This is a genomic window from Myxococcus sp. MH1 (genome assembly GCF_059738865.1).
On record NZ_AP026947.1, the window covers coordinates 1,658,519 to 1,672,742 of the forward strand.

At 69.6% G+C, this 14,224-nt stretch carries 11 protein-coding genes and 1 pseudogene; 5 read left to right on the forward strand and 7 right to left on the reverse strand.

Annotated elements, in window-relative coordinates:
• Nucleotides 1–62 precede the first annotated feature (62 nt).
• Nucleotides 63–2,420, forward strand: a complete 2,358-nt coding sequence (locus AC6JA9_RS06860; RefSeq protein WP_497959304.1) for an arylsulfatase — start codon at nt 63–65, stop codon at nt 2,418–2,420.
• 78 nt (nt 2,421–2,498) lie between these two features.
• On the opposite strand, the gene AC6JA9_RS06865 is transcribed toward AC6JA9_RS06860, so the two are convergent.
• Nucleotides 2,499–3,665 carry an acyl-CoA dehydrogenase family protein gene (locus AC6JA9_RS06865; RefSeq protein WP_497959305.1) on the reverse strand — a complete coding sequence of 389 codons (1,167 nt, stop codon included), beginning with the start codon at nt 3,663–3,665 and terminating at the stop codon, nt 2,499–2,501.
• Between the two features lie 87 nt (nt 3,666–3,752).
• Here AC6JA9_RS06865 and AC6JA9_RS06870 point away from each other — a divergent pair, with 87 nt between their 5' ends.
• Complete coding sequence (locus AC6JA9_RS06870; RefSeq protein ID WP_497959306.1) at nt 3,753–4,766, forward strand: NADP-dependent oxidoreductase; 1,014 nt, start codon at nt 3,753–3,755, stop codon at nt 4,764–4,766.
• Between the two features lie 36 nt (nt 4,767–4,802).
• Here the strand turns inward: AC6JA9_RS06870 and AC6JA9_RS06875 are convergent, their stop codons facing one another.
• The 6 genes from AC6JA9_RS06875 to AC6JA9_RS06900 all read right to left on the reverse strand — a co-directional run bounded on the left by AC6JA9_RS06875 (nt 4,803) and on the right by AC6JA9_RS06900 (nt 11,580).
• Nucleotides 4,803–5,870, reverse strand: coding sequence for a hypothetical protein (locus AC6JA9_RS06875; protein ID WP_223746259.1), 1,068 nt, complete (start codon nt 5,868–5,870; stop codon nt 4,803–4,805).
• 87 nt (nt 5,871–5,957) lie between these two features.
• Nucleotides 5,958–6,302 carry a hypothetical protein gene (locus tag AC6JA9_RS06880; RefSeq protein ID WP_223746260.1) on the reverse strand — a complete coding sequence of 115 codons (345 nt, stop codon included), beginning with the start codon at nt 6,300–6,302 and terminating at the stop codon, nt 5,958–5,960.
• 101 nt (nt 6,303–6,403) lie between these two features.
• Entirely contained in the window at nt 6,404–7,009 is a 606-nt protein-coding gene (locus AC6JA9_RS06885) for a hypothetical protein (RefSeq protein ID WP_223746261.1), read from the reverse strand.
• Between the two features lie 6 nt (nt 7,010–7,015).
• Nucleotides 7,016–9,568 (reverse strand): BamA/TamA family outer membrane protein, encoded by a 2,553-nt coding sequence (locus tag AC6JA9_RS06890; protein WP_223746262.1) that lies wholly within the window; start codon nt 9,566–9,568, stop codon nt 7,016–7,018.
• A 255-nt stretch (nt 9,569–9,823) separates the two neighbouring features.
• On the reverse strand, nt 9,824–10,135 hold the full coding sequence (locus AC6JA9_RS06895) for a hypothetical protein (RefSeq protein WP_046711330.1): 312 nt from the start codon (nt 10,133–10,135) through the stop codon (nt 9,824–9,826).
• Nucleotides 10,132–11,580, reverse strand: coding sequence for a DUF6209 family protein (locus AC6JA9_RS06900; protein WP_497959308.1), 1,449 nt, complete (start codon nt 11,578–11,580; stop codon nt 10,132–10,134). Before AC6JA9_RS06900 ends, AC6JA9_RS06895 begins: the two co-directional genes overlap by 4 nt.
• 176 nt (nt 11,581–11,756) lie before the next feature.
• On the opposite strand from AC6JA9_RS06900, the pseudogene AC6JA9_RS06905 reads away from it, so the two are divergent.
• The 3 genes and pseudogenes from AC6JA9_RS06905 to AC6JA9_RS06915 all read left to right on the forward strand — a co-directional run bounded on the left by AC6JA9_RS06905 (nt 11,757) and on the right by AC6JA9_RS06915 (nt 14,217).
• A pseudogene (locus AC6JA9_RS06905) lies at nt 11,757–13,059 on the forward strand (AHH domain-containing protein).
• 1 nt (nt 13,060) lies between these two features.
• A complete protein-coding gene (locus AC6JA9_RS06910; protein ID WP_497959309.1) occupies nt 13,061–13,639 on the forward strand; it encodes an imm11 family protein in 579 nt (192 codons plus the stop codon).
• 98 nt (nt 13,640–13,737) lie between these two features.
• Complete coding sequence (locus AC6JA9_RS06915) at nt 13,738–14,217, forward strand: SgcJ/EcaC family oxidoreductase (protein ID WP_141328359.1); 480 nt, start codon at nt 13,738–13,740, stop codon at nt 14,215–14,217.
• Nucleotides 14,218–14,224: the final 7 nt, after the last annotated feature.

Consider the following 14,224-nt stretch of genomic DNA (forward strand, 5'->3'; position numbering starts at 1 on the left):
CTCCCGTGACGGGGGCTCGCGGACGCGGCTCGCGGTGTCACGTCTTCTCGGAGGCAAGGGACATGTCGCTCAAGGAATACACGCCGGGCAGTGCCTTTCCCGGCACCATCGGTCGCACGTGGGAGCAGTCCTCACCGGCCTGGCCCCGGCCGCTGCGCGCGAAGGACGGCGCGCCGAACGTCCTCTTCATCGTCCTGGACGACACGGGCTTCGGGCACCTGGGCTGTTATGGCTCGCCCATCCACACGCCGAACCTGGACCGGCTGGCGAAGGGCGGACTGCTCTACAACAGCATGCACACCACCGCGCTGTGCTCCCCCACGCGCTCGTGCATCCTCACCGGTCGCAACCACCACTCCAACGGCATGGCCACCATCACCGAGGTCTCCCTCGGGTATCCCGGCTACAACGGCACCATCCCCTTCGAGAACGGGTTCCTCTCGGAGATGCTGCAGGAGCAGGGGTACAACACGTATGCCCTGGGCAAGTGGCACCTGACGCCCGCGGAGCAGACGAGCGCGGCGGGGCCCTACAACCGCTGGCCGCTGGGGCGCGGCTTCGAGCGCTTCTACGGCTTCCTCGGCGGCGACACGCACCAGTATTTCCCGGACCTGGTCCACGACAACCACCCGGTGCTCCCGCCGAAGACGCCCGAGGAGGGCTACCACCTCACCGAGGACCTGGTGGACCGCGCCGTGGACTTCATCGCGGACTCCAAGCAGGTGGCGCCGGACAAGCCCTTCTTCATGTACTTCTGCACGGGCGCGATGCACGCCCCGCATCACGTGCCCAGGGAGTGGGCGGACAAGTACACGGGCCAGTTCGACGACGGCTGGGACGCGTACCGGAAGAAGGTCTACCAGCGCCAGCTGAAGCTGGGCGTGATTCCTCCGGGCACGAAGCTGTCCCGGCACGACCCGGACGTGGCGGAGTGGGAGACGCTGTCCGCCGACGAGCGGCGGCTCTACGCGCGGATGATGGAGGTGTTCGCCGGCTTCCTGGAGCACACGGACCATCACATCGGTCGGCTGCTGAAGTTCCTGGAGGAGACCGGTGAGCTGGACAACACGCTCATCATGGTCATCTCCGACAACGGCGCGAGCGCGGAGGGCGGGCCGCACGGCTCCGTCAACGAGCTGAAGTTCTTCAACAACACGCCCGAGTCGCTGGAGCAGAACCTGGAGGCCATCGACGAGCTGGGCGGGCCCAGGTACTTCAACCACTACTCCTGGGGCTGGGCGTGGGCGGGGGATACGCCGTTCCGCCGGTGGAAGCGGGAGGTGTACCGCGGCGGCACCACGGACCCGTTCCTGGTCCACTGGCCCAAGGGCATCCGCGCGCGCGGCGAAATCCGCTCGCAGTACTGCCACGCCATCGACATGGTGCCCACGGTGCTCGACTGCCTGGGGCTGACGCCGCCGGCCGCGCTGCGCGGGGTCACCCAGTCCCCCATCGAGGGCGTCAGCTTCCGCCACACCTTCGACGACGCTCGGGCGGAGAGCCGGCACCGCACGCAGTACTTCGAGATGTTCAGCAACCGCGCCATCTACCACGACGGTTGGCGTGCGGTGTGCCCCTTCCCGGGCCCTTCGTTCACCGAGGCGGGCGAGGGCTTCGGTGAGTCGAAGCTCACCGAGGAGCGGCTGCGCCAGCTCGACGCGGAGGGGTGGGAGCTGTACCACGTGGCGGAGGATTGCTCGGAGACGAAGAACCTCGCGTCCGAGGAGCGGGGCAAGCTCATCGAGATGATTGCCCTCTGGTACGTGGAGGCGGGGCGCTACCAGGTCATGCCGCTCGCGTCGCCCGACCGGGCCGTCTTCTCCGAGGAGCGGCCGCAAATCACCCGGGACCGCAAGCGCTACGTGTACCGCCCGCACACGTCACCGGCGCCGGAGAACGTGGCGGTGCACGTGCTCAACCGGCCACACTCCATCACCGCCAGGGTGGACGTGGAGGGCGACGCGGAGGGCGTGCTGCTCAGCCACGGCGGGCTCACCGGCGGCTACACCTTCTTCATCCAGGACCGGCGGCTGCACTACGTCTACAACTTCGTGGGCGAGCGCGAGTTCCACATCGAGTCCGGGGTGGAGATACCCGTGGGGCCCTCTGAGTTGAGGTTCGAGTTCGAGCCCACGGGGGCGCCGGACCTGGCCGAGGGCAAGGGCGCGCCGGGACGCGGGCGGCTGTTCATCGACGGGGAGCTGGTGGCGCAGAGCGACATCGCCGCCACCATGCCGTTGGTCATCAGCCTGGGCGAGGGGCTGACGTGCGGACGGGATGACAACTCCGCGGTGAGCTCGATGTACCGCGCGCCCTACGCGTTCCGAGGGGGCACGCTGCGCGAGGTGGTGGTGGACGTCTCCGGCGAGCACCTGCGCGACGAACAGGCCGAGCGCAAGGCGGCGATGGCCCGGCAGTAGGCATGGGGTGACACGTCGTCGCCCCTCGGGGCCCGGTCTCTTCCCAGCGCTTCAGGGAGGCCGGGCCCCTTTTTCGTGTCACAGCACGGGCGTCGGCGGGTCGAAGCCCAGGAGGATTCCGCCGGTGAGCTCCAGCGTGGGCCGGGCCACCATGGCGTGCTGGGTGAGGGTGTGCACGTCGCGCAGGCAGCGCTGGAGCGCGCTCGTGTGGAAGACGGCGGGGCCTCCCGCGGCCTCGTACATGAGGTCCACGGCGCGCGCGGAGCTTCGTGTGGCGTGGGTCATGGCCAGGCGCAGCTCGGCCCTCGCGCGCACCGAGGCGGGGCCGCGGGAGGCCTCGTCGAAGACGGCGTGAATCGTCTCCAGCGCGAAGGCACGCGAGGAGCGCACGAGGGCCTCGGCCTCGGAGACGGCCTCCTGCACCGCGGGGCGCGCGGCCAGCAGCCTGCGCTCCACCACCACCGTCTTCTGGCGGGCCAGCAGGGTCAGCTCGTCGATGGCGCGCCGGGCGATGCCGAGCGCCACCGCTGGGATGCCCAGGCCGAGCAGGCCGAAGGGGAAGCCATACAGCGGCCGGGCGACGCGCGGGGGCGCGAAGAGCGAGAAGCCGTGGTCGTCCGGGACGAAGAGGTCCTTCACCTCCATGTCGCCGCTGCCCGTGCCGCACAGGCCCGCGGCGAACCACGTGTCGTGCAGCGTGACGTGCTCGGCGGGGAAGAAGAACAGGCGCGTCTCCGGCACGCCCTCGCGCACCATGCGGGGCTTGCCGCCCTCCGTCACCAGCGCGCCGCCAATCAGCCAGTGGCAGTGCTGACTGCCGCTCGCCCAGGTCCAGCGGCCGGTGACGTGGTGGCCACCCTCGACGCGCTCGGCGCGGCCCAGGGGCGCGGCCACGCCGCCGGTGATGACGTCCGGCCGTGAGAAGATGGCGCGGCCCACGGCCTCCGGGAGCCACGCGGCCGTCAGCGCGGTGGCCGCGCCAATCATCGCGTTCCAGCCCGTGGCGCCGTCCGCGCGCGCGAGCGCCTCGATGACCTGGAACGACAGCGCGGGGTGCAGCTCCAGGCCGCCGTAGGTCTCGGGAATCATCATCCGGAAGACGCCGGCGCGGTTGAGCTCGGAGACCAGGTCCGCGGGCAGGCGGCGCGCGCTCTCGATTTCGGCCGAGCGCTCGGACAGGCGCGGCGCGAGCTCCCGGGCGGTGGCGAGCAGGGGATGGACGGGGGGCGTGGGGAGACTCGTCATGGTGGACAGCCTAGGAAGACATGAGTTCCTGTTGCCAGTCGGAGGTGGACGGAAGAAGGTGGGGCGCCTCGAACCCGGAGCCTGTCGATGAGCCCTCTGCCGAGCCGTCACATCGTCCTCGCGCGCCACATTCCCGGGCGTCCGGAGCCGGAGCACTTCCGGTTGGAGCCGGTGGAGGTGGGCGAGCCCGGGGAGGGGGAGCTGCGGGTGCGGACGTTGTTCGCGTCGGTGGACCCGGGGACGTTGGCGCGGCTGGGCGGCGTGGACTCGTATGCGCCGGCGTTGAGGCCCGGAGAGGTCATCGGGAGCGCGACGGTGGGCGAGGTGTTGGACTCGCGGGACGCGCGCTACGCGGTGGGGGACGTGGTGGCGGGCGGGTGGGGCTGGCGCGAGCACGCGGTGGTGAGCGCGAAGGGGCTGCGCAAGGTGGAGCGCGGAAGCGAGTCCCTGTCCGCGGAGCTGGGCGTGTTGGGCATCCCGGGGCTGACGGCGTACTTCGGCATCCTGGAGCTGGGGCGCCCCCAGGAAGGCGAGACGGTGCTGGTGTCCTCGGCGGCGGGCGCGGTGGGCTCCGTCGCGGGACAAATCGCGAAGCGTCAGGGGGCGCGGGTGGTGGGCATCGCCGGTGGGGCGGAGAAGTGCCGCTGGGTGAAGGACGCGCTCGGCTTCGACGCGGTCATCAACTACCGGGCGGAGGTGGACCTGGGCGCGGCGGTTCGACGCGAGTGTCCACGGGGCGTGGATGTGTACCTGGACAACGTGGGCGGGACGATGCTGGACACGACGCTTGCGTGCATGGCGCTCAGGGGCCGCGTCGTGGTGTCGGGACTGGTGGCGGACTACGGCGTGCCGCCCGAGCAGCGCGCGGGCCTGAAGAACACGCCGTTCCTCATCACCCACAGGCTGCGTATGGAGGGCTTCGTGGTGCTCGACTACTTCGCGCGCTTCGGCGAGGCGCGGACGGCGCTGCGCGAGTGGCTCCAGGACGGCACGCTGAAGCACCGCGAGCACGTGGCGGAGGGACTCGAGTCCGCGCCCGCGCTCTTCGCCGGGCTGTTTCGCGGCGAGAACTTCGGGCGCGCGGTAGTGAAGGTGGGGTGAGGCGCGCCACGGCATCGCGGCGCGCCTCGGGGGAGGCTAGCCGTTGGGGCCGGGGCAGGTGGGGATGAGCCCGTCCGGGGTGGAGGTCAGGTCGTTGCAGTTGCGGCAGTCGAGCGGACAGGACTGGGTTGTCTCGCCACCGTTGCAGACGAAGTCACCGCACTGGGCGCAGTCGCTCCCGCACGTCCTCGAGCTCTCGCTGTTGCTGCAGACCCCATCGCCGCACCAACCGCAGTCATCGGCGCAGGAGGTGGCGGTCTCCCGGGGGCCGCAGATGCCATTGCCGCAGACGGTGCAGTCCGACGCGCAGCTCAGCTCGCCTTCGTGGGCATTGCAGCTGTTGTCGCCGCAATAGACATACGCGGCGTGGGCCGTGTAGAGCGTCGTGTTCCCTCCCTCCGTGACGATGGCCTTGGCCGCCCACTGGAAGTCGTAGGCCACGGTGTAGGCGTTGGCGTTCCGGGTGTCCTCGTCGTCGGTGAAGATGACACCCGCTCCCTTGCCGAAGCGGAAGTAGGGTGTCGCGAAGACGCCATACTCGAACTCGAGGATGGGCAGCGAGCTGGCGGGAGTCGTCGCCCCCGTGAAGAGGCAGAAGTACAGGGTCGTGTCCCGACCCTGCAGGTTGGGCCAGATGTTGGCCGAGTTCGAGTTCGAGTTCATGTTGTCGCGGTCTTCGTTGTCGAAGTAGCGACTGAACTCGGCGCTGCCCGCGGGACAGCTCGCCCCCAGCTTCAGCAGCGCGAAGTTGCTCGACGGGCCCGCGCTGGTCGAGAGCGCCCTGAACTTGTTCCCGTCGACCCGACAGAAGGTGAAGGTGGTGTTGCCGGCCCCGTTCACCTGGGTGGCCCCCACCCAGCCGCTGACAGAGCTGGTCTGGCGGCTGTCCTCGTTGTCCATGTGAATCCAGACGGTGGGAGCGAAGGCCGGGCAGCCACCCGCGGGCGCAATGACTCCCACGTCATTCGTGCTCAACGGGGCGGACGAGGAGGCGACGACCTCGATATCCGGTTCGAGGTGCGAGGGTTGCAGGTCTTCTTGACCACAGCCCAGTTGCGTGGAGCACAGCGCCCAGACCACGAGTCCACGGACGACATCGCGCATGAATCCCCCCAGGGGTTTGATTGACAGGCGCAGTCTGGTTGCTTCTGTAGTTTAGTCAATGATTTGTGAGAGGGTTTCCTGGGGCCGTCAGGGCTTGGCCGTGGCGCCGAGGTGGGTGACGTAGCGCGTCGGGATGCCGGAGGGCGTCCAGGGACCCGACGTGCGCTCCGTGTCCACCGCGATGATGACGATGTCCTTTCGCTGCCCCAGCGCGACGAGCTCGCTGGGGCGCGGCTCCACGGCGCCGGCGGCGCCGCTCACCCCCTCGGGGAAGAAGAGGGCGCGGTCCTTCTCCAGATAGAGCACCGGGATGCTCGCGCCCTGGGCCTCGGCGTCCTCGGGCGCGAAGACATGCACCGTGCTCCCAAGCGACTCCAGGCGCAGCCCACAGGACGTGAGCAGGACGGACAGGGTGAGAAGCCAGCGGCGCATGACCATTCTCCGTGCCCCGACGCGAGGCCGGGCACCGCGATTCGTGTGGGACCCATGGGGATGGGCGTGTGTGTCTGTCGTTGCCGGGGCGTCCCTCCGCCTCAGGTGGGCGGAGCGACGTCGCAGCGCCCGGAGGCGCGTCGGGTGAGGTCTTCCGCGACGGAGCGCAGCAGCGTCCCCGTCAGGCTGCTGCGGCCTGCCTCTGCCTCTTCATCCTTCCACCGCAGCCACGAGGCCATGCGTCCCAGGCTGGCCGCCGTCACCACGTTCAGCCTCACCTCCACCTGGACGACGAAGCGGTCGGCCACGTCGGGGCGGGACTCCAGCGTCCAGGCGACGCGCTCCAGTTCCAGCGCCGAGGGCCCTTGTGGAAGCAGCCGTCCATCCAGCAGATAGCCCTCGCGGCCGTAACCAATCACCTGCGTGAGCCGCGCGCCGTCCAGCCGGGTGTTGAACCACAGCGTCCGGCGCTTCCACAGCGACAGCTCCACCTCCACCTTGCCCGCCATGCCCAGCCGCACCAGCCGGTCCAGCTCCTCCGAGAGGAAGGCGAAGGCCTCCGGGCGCACCAGCACGCGCCGACCGGAGAGCGTGGCGGTGCAGGCGACGCGAGGCTCCTCCGCCAGGGCCTGGGGCGCGAACAGCCCCAGCGCGGCCACCATCGCCGCGCCGAGCCTGCGTCTGCGGTGTATTCCCGTGCGTGCCATGGGCCTCTAGAACGTCCGCACGAAGAACAGGCGCGCCTCGGGCGTGGCCGTGGCCTTCTCGTCCGTGCGCCACGCGACGTCCATGCGCACGTCGTCGGTGAAGTGGAAGCTCGCGCCCACGCCGAGTCGCGGGTCCGTCCACTCGCCCTCCCCGCGCACCGTGCCCAGGTCCGTGAAGAGGCCGAAGGCATGCCACCGGTACTCGGCGCTCGCGAGCATGGACACGTCGCCCTTGAACTCCTTGAAGCCGAAGCCTCGCAGCGCCGTCCACCCACCGAGCGCCTCGCGCTTCTGCTCAGGCAGGTTGTCACCGCCCGCGCCCCGCAGGCGCAGCCGCAGCCCCGTCTTCGCGCTGGTGGGCACCACCAGGGAGGCGTCGCCCACCAGCTTCCAGAACCGCTCGTCCGCGCCGGTGGTCGCCGGCCCCTCGCCCACCTCCAGCGTCATGAAGGCGTGCAGGAACGGGCGGTGGTCCCAGTCCCCGTCAATGTCGAGCAGCGCCGTCTCCGGCGTGCGGAACAGCGAGCCCACCTTCGTTCCGCGTGGCGCGTTGCTGGCGTACTCCACCCGGGCCACCACGGACTGGAAGCGGCCCTCCGTCACCGGCGCGTTGGGGAAGGGCGGCGAGTCGCGGCGGAACAGCGAGAGCGGCGGGGAGAAGCTGCGCAGCGTCTCGTAGCGGTCCGAGTGGTACTCGACGCCCGCGAGCCAGTCGGACCAGCGGAACGTGGCGAAGCCCGCCACGCCCTTGCGGCGGAAGTAGTCGCGGTCCGGCCGGTTGATGAGCGCCGAGTACAGCGACGAGTCGATGTCGCTCATCCGCCAGCGGTCCAGCGTGTCGGTGAAGTCGTGCGCCTGGGCGCCCAGCTCCGCCAGGCCCACCGCCGGAATCTCCACCTTCGCGCCGCCGAGCAGGTTCACCCGGCGCTGCCGCTTCGTGCCCTCGGGGTCGTCGGGGATTTTCTGGCCGCCCAGTCGCAGCGCCAGGAACGCGGCGGCGTCGAGCGTGGTGTGGATGCGGTCCTTCCCATCCCAGAGGCGCAGCGAGCCCGCCAGGCCCGGCGCCAGTCCCGTCACCTGCGTGTGGATGGGCAGCAGGGACACGTCGACGTCCGGGCGGCGCGGGCGCACGTGCACCACCAGCTTGCGACCCTCCAGGGTGATGCCGTCCCCGTCGCGGCCGTGGCGCCAGGACTCGAAGAGCTCGCCCCAGCTCAGCTCGACCTCGACGTTGTCGCGGCGGCGCTTCTCCTTCCGCTTCTGCTCCTGCGTCCGGTAGTGGCGCACGCCATCGGCGGTGCGCTCCTCGACGATGCGCGCGTCGCGGCGCCGGGCCGTGTCCCGGGAGTCGGTGTCCACGCTCTTCGCCTCCAGGAACGGCAGGCGGGCCTCCAGCCGCTCCATGGCGCGGCGCGCGTCGCTGCGCAGGAAGACGTCTCCGGGCTTGAGGTCCAGCGCGTCGCGCACGCGGTCGGCGATGGCGCCCTCCACGCCCACGACGTCGACGGCCTCCAGTCGTCCCTCGTCCACGATGACGGTGAGCTTGCCGTCCGGCGTCAGCGTCCCCGAGAGGCTCGCGAGCATGTAGCCGTCCGAGCGCAGCTCCCTCAACGCGCGCTGCAGCGCGGCCGTCACGCCGCCGAGGACGATGCCCGGGCGGTACGTGTCCTTGTCCATTCGGGCCAGCCACTCGCGGGGCGGGTGCTGGGGCGGGCAGGGCCTGGTGACGGTGAGCGTGCCGCGCGCGCCGTTCACCCGAAGGGTGGCGACGAACTCCTCGTCCTCCTCGTCGCCGTCCTCGTCCGGGTAGCGCGGCGGCAGGTGGAGCAGCTCCTCCAGGATTTCATCGAGCTGGAGGTCCCGCAGGCCCTCGACCTCCACCTGGGTGACGATGGGGTGCTCCTCCAGGTGGATTTCGAGCACCGCGGCGCCCTGCTCGGTGACGCGCACGCGGGGCTCCACGCGGGAGAACAGGCCCGTGCGCGCGAGCCGGCGCAGCGTCTGCCGGAGATTCGCCGGTGTGGGCGTGCTGCCCTCCTCCGGGGTGGGACGGATGAAGGCGCGGACCTGGGCGTCTGTCAGCCGATGCAGGCCGTGCAGCTCGAGCGTGGTCGGCGTGAGCGCGCGGCCGTCGACGTCGAGCTGGAGCGGCGCGAGCACGGACAGCTCGTCGCTGTCGTCGTCCTCCAGGTCCTCGTCCTCGCACAGGTCGCGCTGCTCGCGTGACGCGTCCTTGCGGCCGTCGCGCGACTTCTTGCCGCGCTTCGAGCGCTGGTGCTCGGCGCGTGCGTCCTCCTCGGACGTCTTCACGCGGAGCTGACCGTAGTCGCCCTCGGGCTCGGACGCGTGCTTGTCGTCACGCTCGTCGTCGGCTCGCGGGTCGCGCCCCTCGGGCTGGGCGGCGCTCCCTGGACTCGCCGTGGTGGCGGGGCCAGGCGTGGTGGAGGAGGGCGTGTCGACGGCCTGGGGCCCGGCGGCGACGCCAGCGTCCGGCACGGACTGGGCGCCGGAGGCGAGGGAGACGAGGCAGGAGAGAAGCGCGAGGCGGTTCATGCGCATGGGACAGAGCACGCTGCGTTCCAGCCGCCGCGTCGTGACAAGTGCTTGAAAGGACGAGGGCCGGCCAGCCGTGTCGATGTCATGGGCACATCCTGATGTCGAATCCGGATGTGATACTGACATCGCGCCCCGCGATTGCGGCACGTCTTCACGCCTGTCCCGAGGGAGCACTCCGGGTCCCGGAGGCTCGCGCTGTCGGAGGACGTGGGTGTGTCAGACGGGGCGCGGCCTTCCGGCCCGGCGTCCCGCTTCGTCTCAGCCCGGGAACTCGGCCTGGTGCGCGTCCCACCACTTCAGCCAGCCGCGCCGGTTCGCCTCCAGGTCCCCCACGACGCCCTCGCCGAAGGTGGTGACGCCGGTGATGCGGCGCAGCGCCGCGCCCCAGAACACGCTGCCGTGGCGGTAGCGCTCGATGATGAGCGGCACCGCCGCGCGCCCGAGCCCCACGAGCGACTCGAAGGACGGATGCTGGACGAACACGAAGGGATTGGATGCCTCCCGGTGCTCCTCGCAGTGCCGCTCCCACTCCGCGGCCAGGGCGTCGAAGCGCTCGCTGGACGGGCTCATGACACGCTCACCGGCCGGGGCCGCACGTAGACTCGCACGGGCGCACCATACGAAGGCCCGGTGAGGTCGTCAGCGCTGTTGTGACGGATGAGCGGCTGGGTGCCGATCTTGCTCGTGAAGCGGCCCTGCTCGTCCATCAGCGCGCCGTGCGTCACCTCGAGCGGGCCGTTGCCCGTCACCGGCTTGCGGCCGTAGATGACCACCTTCTCCAGCGTGGGGTCGTGGCTCAGGTCCAACGTGTCGAGCGGCTGGTAGCCCTGCTGCGCGTAGAGCTTGTCGAAGTCCTCCACGCGCGTGCCCGGCCAGACCCACTCGTTGCGGTTGCCCAGCGTCCACGCGATGCAGTTGTAGCGCTGTGACGAAGGGCCGATTCCCACGAACTTGTCCGCGGTGAGGTGGGGGAAGCTCTTGCTGCGCAAGAGCTCGTTCTTCCAGCCCGGCTCCGCGTCGTCGCGCGTGACGCCCACGGAGAACTTGAAGTTCTGCCCGTTGGCGGAGTCCCACGTCGTGTTGTCGTCCGCCTTGCCGCGGAACCAGACCTGCACGTCCGTGGCCTCGAAGGGCACGCGGACCGAGGGCATGAACGCGCCGCCCTTGCCGCCGTCCTGGGCCTGCAGGTCCAGCGGGAACTCCAGCGGCGGCTCGCCGTTGAAGGAGACGCAGGCGACGACCTCGGTGGGCGTCTTGCCGCCCGCGAGCGACTTGAGCCGGTCCTGGTCATACGCGAGCTGCAGCTTGTCGCCCGCGCGCAGCGTGCCGTCCACCTGCGTCTGGAAGTCGTCGGTGAAGGACACCGTCGCGCCCTCGGCGGAGGCGATGGAGGCGTCGCTGCTCGGGTCCCACTGGTTGCTGGTGCGCCCGGACGCGTCCGTGGTGCGGAAGGAGATGCGCACCAGGCCCGTCGCGTCTGGAGGGACGTCGAAGGTGCCCGGCTGGAGGTTCAGCCGGCCCTGTGCGTCGCGCGTGCCGTCCGACATGGGGACGACGTTCTCCGCGCCGCCGGGGACCAGCCGCCACACCAGCTCCACCTTCTGGTGCTGCGACGAGAAGCGCGCCGGGTCCGCCGTCACCGTCAGCGGCTTGCCCGCCTCCGCGTGGAAGGAGGGGCCACGGCCCGAGCCGGTGGGCAGGTGGACCTGTCCCTGGCCCTCGACGTGCGCCGTGGCGGTGCGCTTGCCCGAGCCGAAGTGGGCCGAGTACCCCGTGGCCGCGTGGAGCTGGGGCTGGATGTCCGCGGCCTTGGAAGGCAGGGCGACCGCCGCCGTCGGGAGCGCGGTGCCCAGGAGGGACGCGTTGGGGCGGGCGGCGCGCGACTCGAACTGGTCGACCTTGGCGCGGGTCTGGGAGGACTTGTCGCCGGTGGCCCGGGCCGACCGCTCGCGCTCCGGGGTGAGGCCCGTCTGCGCGGTGGGGACGAAGGTGGGGCGGCCGATGCGGTTCGACATGGGGCGACTCTTCCTGTGGGGCGACCTGGGGGTGGCCGCATGGGATTATCGCCCCGGGGCTTCCTGGGTTTCCTGCTCACTGGGAGTCGCACGGGGAATCCCGTTGAAGTTGCTGGACACTGGACCCAGGATGCCATCCGCCCTGGATTTCGGGAGATTCACCTTCGGGGGACTCTATGAGGTGGGTTGGGATACTCCCGCTGCTGTTGCTCACGGCCGGTTGTGCCACCGGCCGCGTCGTCCAGCTCGACACGGGGAGCGGTCAGCGGGTCGTCCACGAGTCCGTGGACGTTGACCCGGTCGAGGTCACCGAGGATGAGTTCAAGTCCGCCCTCACGGCACTCATCCTCGACCTTCGGATGGACGTCGCCTTTCGCGAAGCGGACGAGGCCGACCAACGAGGTTGGGTGCGGTCCAGGACGCTGCTCGTGTCCTCGAAGGGCATTGTGGACTCAGGCCATGGAGGCTCGCCCGAGTCGCTGTCCGCGCGCATCTGCCCTGATGGCGATGAGTGCCTGACCCTCGTTGGGGCAACGGGTCTGACCTTCTCTCGCAGGGACCGGACGTTGATGGCGCTGTCGTTTCGCGCTCGATACTGTTTGGGAGAGCGTCGAGGTGGAGGTCGGCAAGGTGCTGAACCCGGCGGCACTCAAGGCCCTGCTGACCTCGGCTGCTTTGACAGTGCTCCTCACGATGGCTCTTCCTGAGCCCATCACGAAGGTCATCGCGGTGGCGTTGACGGCGGCGATGGTGGCCTACCTGGGCGTCCTGCCGGTCTGGGAGATCGGCCGGGGCTTCGTGAGGTTGTGGGACGACGCGGAGCGAGCAACGAGCGTCATCGAGTTGCAGGACATCGGGCATCGGTTCGGGAGGGTGTTGGGGACGAACGGCACGCGCGTCCTGGTGCTGCTCGTCACCGCGGCGCTGGGCGGCAAGAACGCCATGGCGGCTCAAGGTCCGAAGCTCCCTGGCTTCTCGCAAGCCGTGGTCCGAGCGCGGGCTGAATCGGGGTTCCAGCTCGGAGCGGCGATGAATGGCGGTGTGACTTCGATGGCGCTTCCCGCCGCCGGCGTGCTCCATGTCGCGCTGGCGCCTGGCGCAGCCGCTGCCCTGGCGATGTACTCGGATGGGCGGATTCCCGGTGACGAGGTCGGGCCTGTTCACCACATCTGCACGAACAAGAACCCGATTTCGGATGCAACAGGGGGGCCTTGGACGCCTCAGTGCCTGAAGATATTCGAGAAGGCAGGCATGTCTCTCGAGGACGTGGCAAATAAAGTGCGGCTCAATGGCCACGAGGGGCCTCATCCTGAGCTGTATCACCGAGCGGTGATCCGGCGCCTCGAGCTTTCGGTTTCGCGCTGCCGAACCACGGAGGCCTGCCGGGCCAGTTTGACGAAGGAACTTGCGAAGATAGCCAACGAGCTTCTGACGCAGGGCTCCGACTTGCGGAGCTTCATTGTGAAGGTGGAGGGGTGAGGTGGAGCGCCATTTCTATTCGGTGGAGCCTGGAGATGTGCCCCGGTGGCTACTGGAAACGCCGACGCGGGATTCTGGCGATGCGTTTGACGAGCCTTGGATGTTCGCGGATGGCCGCGTGCTTCCAGACCTTGGACCTCTCAAGGCACGCATCGCACATCCCGGTAGGAAAAGGGCGTTTGCTTTTTCTGTGATTGAAGCAGCCCCCATCGTCAGCGATGCCGTCGCGAACGTCTTCCGGACACTGGCTCCAGAGGACGTCCAGCTTCTTGAGGTGTCCATCGAGGGGGAGCCCGAACGGTACTTCGTTGTCAATGCAACCAAGGTCGTTGATGCCATCGATGAGGCACGGTGCAGCGAGGTGCATCATTACGACGACCATCCCCCTGGATTTGAAGGGGAGTACAACTGGATCTACGGGCTTCGCATCGACCCCTCGAAGACCGAGGGCGCGCAGGTCTTCCGGCTGAAGAAGTTCAAGGTCGCGCTCGTTGTTTCCGAAGACATCAAGAACGCACTCGAAGGAGTCGGGAACCTTGGAGTGTCATTTGAACGCGTGACGGGCCCCAGCGAAGGATAGAATGGCACGCCAAGGCCACCACCCACCCCGAGAACCCTCTGATGCTCGCTGACCTGCTCCCCGAACTGCCCCTCGACACCGCCCGGAGGTTTCGGGTGATGACCGCGTGCGCATGGCTGATGTTCCCCCTGGCGTGTTCACACGTGGACCACACGCGGGACGAGCAGCGGATTCGTGAGCAGGTGGACGCGCAGACGGCGGCTTGGAACCGCCAGGACGCGGTGGTGTGGTCCCAGGACTTCGCGCCCGACGCGGACTTCATCAACATCGCGGGGACGATGTTCGAGGGGAAGGCGCAGATCCAGGAGCGCCACGCGGCCATCTTCGAGTCGCTGTTCAAGGGCAGCCAGAGCAAGGTGACGGTGCGCCGCATCTCCTTCGTCGGCGACGACGTGGCGGTGGTGGACACGACGCACGAGGTGACGGGCCATCCGGGCCTTCCTCCGGGCGTGCAGAACACCGAGCCGGGAGTCCTGAGGACGCAGATGCGCTACGTGATGCAGCGCTCGGCGGACGGCGCGTGGCGCATCGTCGCAGGGCAGAACACGGACGTGAAGCCGCGGCCCGCGGCTCCGTGAGGCGCGT

Bases quoted from the DNA above. Each gene is read 5' to 3' on its own strand.
- AC6JA9_RS06860 (WP_497959304.1), top strand. From the start codon at position 63: ATGTCGCTCAAGGAATACACGCCGGGCAGTGCCTTTCCCGGCACCATC.
- AC6JA9_RS06865 (WP_497959305.1), bottom strand. From the start codon at position 3,665: ATGACGAGTCTCCCCACGCCCCCCGTCCATCCCCTGCTCGCCACCGCC.
- AC6JA9_RS06870 (WP_497959306.1), top strand. From the start codon at position 3,753: ATGAGCCCTCTGCCGAGCCGTCACATCGTCCTCGCGCGCCACATTCCC.
- AC6JA9_RS06875 (WP_223746259.1), bottom strand. From the start codon at position 5,870: ATGCGCGATGTCGTCCGTGGACTCGTGGTCTGGGCGCTGTGCTCCACG.
- AC6JA9_RS06880 (WP_223746260.1), bottom strand. From the start codon at position 6,302: ATGCGCCGCTGGCTTCTCACCCTGTCCGTCCTGCTCACGTCCTGTGGG.
- AC6JA9_RS06885 (WP_223746261.1), bottom strand. From the start codon at position 7,009: ATGGCACGCACGGGAATACACCGCAGACGCAGGCTCGGCGCGGCGATG.
- AC6JA9_RS06890 (WP_223746262.1), bottom strand. From the start codon at position 9,568: ATGCGCATGAACCGCCTCGCGCTTCTCTCCTGCCTCGTCTCCCTCGCC.
- AC6JA9_RS06895 (WP_046711330.1), bottom strand. From the start codon at position 10,135: ATGAGCCCGTCCAGCGAGCGCTTCGACGCCCTGGCCGCGGAGTGGGAG.
- AC6JA9_RS06900 (WP_497959308.1), bottom strand. From the start codon at position 11,580: ATGTCGAACCGCATCGGCCGCCCCACCTTCGTCCCCACCGCGCAGACG.
- AC6JA9_RS06915 (WP_141328359.1), top strand. From the start codon at position 13,738: ATGACCGCGTGCGCATGGCTGATGTTCCCCCTGGCGTGTTCACACGTG.